Annotated in this window: 5 protein-coding genes; 2 read left to right on the plus strand and 3 right to left on the minus strand. The window is 41.1% G+C overall.

The annotated features are described in order from the left end of the window. Nucleotides 1-62: 62 nt before the first annotated feature. Nucleotides 63-1790, minus strand: a complete 1728-nt coding sequence (locus tag FTU38_RS08360; RefSeq protein ID WP_180073620.1) for a glutamine--tRNA ligase/YqeY domain fusion protein — start codon at nt 1788-1790, stop codon at nt 63-65. A gap of 168 nt (nt 1791-1958) precedes the next feature. On the opposite strand from FTU38_RS08360, the gene FTU38_RS08365 reads away from it, so the two are divergent. Beyond that, nucleotides 1959-2468, plus strand: a complete 510-nt coding sequence (locus FTU38_RS08365) for a peptidylprolyl isomerase (RefSeq protein ID WP_078193500.1) — start codon at nt 1959-1961, stop codon at nt 2466-2468. A 122-nt stretch (nt 2469-2590) separates the two neighbouring features. Then, nucleotides 2591-3310, plus strand: coding sequence for a UDP-2,3-diacylglucosamine diphosphatase (locus tag FTU38_RS08370; protein ID WP_180110964.1), 720 nt, complete (start codon nt 2591-2593; stop codon nt 3308-3310). Between the two features lie 234 nt (nt 3311-3544). Here the strand turns inward: FTU38_RS08370 and FTU38_RS08375 are convergent, their stop codons facing one another. Continuing rightward, complete coding sequence (locus tag FTU38_RS08375) at nt 3545-4804, minus strand: acyl-CoA dehydrogenase family protein (protein ID WP_180110965.1); 1260 nt, start codon at nt 4802-4804, stop codon at nt 3545-3547. Nucleotides 4805-4816: 12 nt separating this feature from the next. Beyond that, a complete protein-coding gene (locus FTU38_RS08380; protein ID WP_373683979.1) occupies nt 4817-6040 on the minus strand; it encodes an SfnB family sulfur acquisition oxidoreductase in 1224 nt (407 codons plus the stop codon). Nucleotides 6041-6164: the final 124 nt, after the last annotated feature.

The following is a 6164-nucleotide window of genomic DNA, read 5'->3' on the forward strand; positions in this document are numbered from 1 at the left end:
TTAACCTACTTGATCTTAACCTATTGGGGATTCAAAGATGAATCCCTTTAAAAACTAAGATTTTATTTACCCGGTTTAAAACTGTCTTTCAAATCTAAGATGCGGTTAAACACTGGTTTTTCAGCTGTATGATCAAACTGATCTGCAACAAAGTAACCTTCACGTTCAAATTGGAAACGATCTTCAGGTTTTGCTTCTGCCAATGCAGGCTCAATGACCGCTTGAACCACTTTAAGTGATTCTGGATTTAAGTTTGCAAGGAAGTCATCACCCACTTCAGGGTCTGATTCAGTGAATAAACGGTCGTAGATACGAACTTCCGCTGCAATACCCTTGCTTGCAGAAACCCAATGTACAACACCTTTCACTTTACGGCCTTCAGGGTTTTTACCTAAAGTTTCAGGGTCGATTGAACATTTCAATTCAATCACTTCACCGTTCTCGTCTTTAATCACTTCATCACACTTAATGACATACGCATGACGTAAACGCACTTCACCGCCCGGAATCAGACGTTTAAAGCCTTTAGGTGCAACTTCTTCAAAGTCTTTACGGTCGATGTAAATGTCTTGAGTCAACGGAATGATACGGTCACCCATGTCAACGTTTGGATGACGTGCATGTACCAAATCCATTGCTTCAGGCAAGTTAGTTAAAGTCACTTTGAGTGGATTCAACACTGCCATACCACGCGAAGCAGTATTTTCTAAAGACTGACGGATGCAGTATTCAAGCATTGCAACATCCACGATACTGCCATCGACTTTTGTTACACCGACACGTTTACAGAAGTCACGCAGACCTTCTGGAGTAAAGCCGCGACGGCGCATACCTACAACGGTCGGCATACGCGGGTCATCCCAACCATTCACAAAACCACCTTCAACCAATTTACGTAATTTACGCTTAGAGGTAATGGTGTAATCCACATTTAAGCGGCTTGATTCGTACTGACGTGGTACAGATGGTGATTTAACTTTCTCGACAACCCAGTCATAGAATGGACGGTGATCAACAAACTCAAGTGTACACAGTGAATGCGTAACTCCTTCAATGGCATCTGATAATGGATGCGCATAATCGTACATTGGGTACATTTTCCATTTATCACCAGTTTGGTGATGTTCAGAATGCAAAATACGATACAAAATAGGATCACGCATATGAATGTTAGGTGAAGTCATGTCAATTTTGGCACGTAGTACTGCCTGACCTTCTCCCAACTCACCATTACGCATTTGTTCAAAACGCGCTAAGTTTTCTTCTACGCTAGCATCACGTTGCGGCGAGTTTTTACCCGGCTCAACAAAATTACCACGGTTCAGTTTGATTTCTTCAGGGCTTTGCAAATCCACATAAGCATCACCTTGTTCAATCAATTGAACTGCCCAAGCGTAAAGCTGATCAAAATAGCTCGATGCATAACGTGGCTCGCCATTCCACTCAAAACCTAGCCATTTGACGTCATTGGCAATACCGTCTACATACTCTTGCTCTTCGGCATCCGGGTTTGTATCGTCAAAACGGAGGTTACATAGACCTGCGAATTCTTGAGCAATACCAAAGTTTAGGCAAATAGCTTTTACATGACCAATATGTAGGTAGCCATTTGGCTCTGGTGGAAAACGTGTTACAACTTGTTCGGTACGACCTGCAGATAAATCATCTGTAATGACTTGACGTACAAAATCTAAGCCTGGCTGTTGTTCCTGCTGCGCAGCTTCGACAGGGGCATTGTTCTTGGTTGTCGGATTGTTAGGCAGGGATGAAACAACATCGTTTGGCTTCATGGTAATAAAATCACTTCTATAAAGATAAAATTAGGATAATTAAAACGCTTTTCTTTATTTTTAACAAAGAAAGTAACGTTTTTACTTGCCTTGTAGTTTACAGTTTGCTTATGCTTCTCACAACCAAAAAACCCATGGCTTTCATGTCCATGTACAGGAGATTACACAATGAGTTTTCCTCAAGTCGAATTAAACACCAATAAAGGTCGTATTGTTCTTGAGCTTAACACTGAAAAAGCACCTAAAACTGCTGAAAACTTCTTACAGTATGTTCGCGATGGTTTCTATGACGGCGTGATTTTCCACCGTGTTATTGATGGTTTCATGATCCAAGGCGGCGGCATGGATGAAAACTTCAAAGAAAAAACAACTCGTGATTCTATTGAAAACGAAGCTGACAACGGTTTAAGCAATGATGTTGGTACGATCGCTATGGCACGTACTCAAGCACCTCACTCTGCTTCAGCTCAATTCTTCATTAACGTGAAAAACAACTCTTTCCTTAATCACACTGGTAAAACAGCGCAAGGTTGGGGCTATGCAGTATTTGGTAAAGTAGTTGAAGGTCTTGACGTTGTTGACGCAATCAAAAGCGTTCGTACTGGTAACCGTGGCTACCACGCAGACGTTCCTCTAGAGAACGTTGTAATCGAATCAGCTAAAATCATTTCTGAATAATTTTTAAATTCTCCCCAACCCTCCTTTAATAAAGGAGGGAGTTTCAATATGAAATAAATGTCGGAACTCCTCCCTTTTCCAAAGGGAGGCTGGGAGGGATTTTTAGAATAAGGAAAAGATTCGTGACCTATCTGTTTATCGCTGATTTACATTTGTCACCTGAACACCCTCGACTCGTTCGGGGGTTTTTAGCTTTGTTAGAACAATACAAAACTCAACATACCCAGCTGTATATTTTAGGTGATTGGTTTAATGCTTGGATTGGTGATGACTTCACTGCCCCATGGTTAGACGAAATCATTGCAGCGCTTAAAGATTTTACTGCTTTGGGAAATCAAATTTATTTCCAAGTAGGTAATCGTGACTTTGCATTGGGTCAAAAGTTTTTAGATAAATTTCACGGTCAATTATTACAAGACGTGGATTATCTCCACATTAGCAACTATAAAATTCGCCTCGAACATGGGGATTTACTTTGCACCGATGATATGTCTTACCAAAAGTTTCGTAAAGTGATTCGTAATCCTTTGCTTTTAGGTTTCTTAAAAAGCTTACCGCTTAGCATTCGACAAAAAATCGCCAATGGATTCCGCAAAAAAAGTACAGAAACCAAGCAAGTTAAATCTTATGAAATCATGGATGTAAATGCTGAAGCTGTAGAAAAAGCTTTAGACCAAGCCGATCTACTGATTCATGGACATACCCACCGGCCCCAAATACATGATGTGCATGGCAAACTACGTATCGTTTTAGGGGACTGGCGCGCAGAACAAGCTCAAATATTAGAGGTTGGTGAAAACCCATCTATGAGTGATTTAAAATTAAAAAAATGGTCTTACTAACCCTTAGACTTTAGTTTATCCTGCCGTCATATTTGGTTAAAACAACACATCTATATACCAAGACATAGCATTTTACCAGACTATCTCAACAGATTATCAATTGAACTGCATCCTACATATAGCTGATTAACGTCATTTAAAATCAAAAAAAAACAAAGTTTAAACTTAAAAATAATTTCACAAGGAATTCACTATGGACTACTTTCATCCACAGTGAACATCTTCAGATATTAATTAAGCAGCAATGACAGGTTGCTTAACTGCTGGACTATTACCAATTTGCCATACATATGGTAGCGGCGTTTGATTAATCTCCCAATCACCAATGACTTTCTGTTTATAAATAAGTGGATTATGCGATGACACTACACGAGCATTACGCCAAAAGCGGTCTAACTGTTTAGTTGTCGAGCTTGCTGAAGCGCCCAAGGCGTTAAACAACTCACTACTTAAATTTAGTACCAACTCTGATATGACCACTTGCCCTTTAGAGGATTCAAGCTCCGCACGGTCATTCGCTTGCTGATCCAACTGGGTATCAGACTGAAAATGACTTAAATATGCGACATCCAAAGCTTCTGCTGCACGAAGTGTAATTGCTTCAGCTGCATAAGACTGTGCCGACGCCTTACCAATCACTTGTAAAATTTGTGCATCATCTCGAACTAAATCAGCATTACCATGGCTGTAAATACGTGTGCGTTCACGGACTTCATTACTGAAAACGTCCAAAGCATTTTGTGCTATACCTGCCAGCGTTGCCAAATGCACGACCTGATAGAACGCCGTTTGATATTTAAAGCGCTGATCGAACGGCAAAATATGATCACGATCAATGCTAACATCTTGAATATTCAGTGTGCCGCTGCCTGTGGTTTTTTGGCCAAAGCCATCCCAGTCATCGTATACTTGTATGCCATCGTCATGTGTTGAAACTGCGGCTATAACATGTTGATTCGTTGTTTCATCTAAAGCGAATAGATCGATCCAATCTGCAAAGATTGTTCCGGTAGAATAGTATTTTTGACCATTGACCCTTAGCTGACCTTGCGCATTTTCAGTAACTCGGGTAACAACATCTCCAATTTCAACTTTTCCGATTTCTGTCCAAGCATTACCGACCAAATCGCCTTGCAGAAAGCGTTTAAACCAAACTGTTTGATCTTGTGTTTTTTGCGCATTTAAACGGTCTTCTACAAAAGCAAAATGACCTCTTAATGCCTGTACAACATTAGAATCGGCCTTAGCCAATTCAATTAACAACTGAAACAACTGTTTTTGTGAAACCCCTGCACCGCCAAAAGCCACGGGTACACGGACCGCACCAAATCCAGCTTGTTTTAACAATGAAATTGCGTCATACGGCAGTTTCCTATTTTGTTCCCGCGCCAAAGCGCCTTCTGCAATTCTCTGAAAAATCGGACGGAACTTAGCGGCCACTTGATCATAGTCAGCACCTAAAGATAAGGGCTGTTTATTATTTTGAATCGTCATAATCTTCTCCTCTTAACTCCAAGCATGGCGCGGCAGTGGTACATCATTTAAATAGTAGTTGCCTACAATATTCAGCTTCCAACGTACGGGATCGTGCAAAGTATGTGTGCGCGCATTACGCCAATGACGGTCTAAATTCAGCTCAGACAATGTTGATCGTGTGCCTGAGAGTTCAAATAGTTTATTCGCCGCAAGTAACGCAATTTCAGTCGTCAGGACCTTAGATTCTGCTGTCAGTAGTGTTGCCTCTGACACCGTTTCTTCTGTTGGGTTCTCTACGGCTCGGTCTATCGCTTCACCCGCCAAAGCCAACACTGCCTCTGCAGCTCGGAGTTTAATTTTCAACTCACCGATATTGGCAATCGTATACGGATCTTGCACCGCCTTTTCTAAGCCTGAATCAATCCAAGGACGTGCATGCTGGCGCACATATTGAATCGTTTCATTAATCGCACCGCGCGCAATACCAGCATCGACAGCAGATTGAATGAATTGAGAAATAGCGCCCGCAGCCGTTGGACGTTCAAAAGCTTGATGAATGGGTACAATGTGATTTAAATCCACTTTGACATTGTCCAACAGTACAGAACCGCTGACTGTCGTTCTTTGTCCAAAACCACTCCAGTCATTAATAATGGTTAAACCCGGCGTATGCTGGGGTACTAAGGCTGCATAAGGCTTTCCATCATTCACAGCAACCACAGGTATCCAATGTGCAAGCAAAGCGCCTGTTGCAAAAAATTTTTGACCATTAATGAGCGCATGATCATCTTTAAACTCAATGGCTGTTGTTAAATCTGCAACTGTTTTGGAACCTTTTTCTGAAAATGCATTGCCAAAGCGTTTACCTTGTAAGACTTGATCAAAGAAAAACTCTTGCTGTGATGGATTTGCATCCAAACGAATATGCTCGACAAAGGCCCAATGGTTTTGGGCAATTTGTCCTAGGGATGAGTCTGCACTAGAAATAATTTTGACCACTTCTGCAAGGGTTTTATAACCCACTCCTGCACCACCAAATTGACGCGGTACAGTAATGCCCCACAAACCTGATGCTGAATATTGCTGTACTTCCTGCAAAGGTAAGCGGCGTTCATGATCGCGTTTAGCTGATTCTTTTGTAAATTCCACAGCTAATTGTTCAGCAACATCGATAGCTTCTTGATCAGATCGAATAATATGCGCTAAACCGCTAGATTGATAGAAATCGCGCGGAATGTTTTGCGCCTCTTTTATAGCTAAATACCAAATAAATCATTACAGTAATCTTTAAATAATTTATCAATATCTTTAACTCTAAACTTAGTTCGAATCGCCTTGACTCGTGACCACATATTTTCTATTGGATTTAAATCTGGAC

Source organism: Acinetobacter sp. YH12098, from assembly GCF_013419235.1.
Classification (GTDB): Bacteria; Pseudomonadota; Gammaproteobacteria; order Pseudomonadales; family Moraxellaceae; genus Acinetobacter; species Acinetobacter amyesii.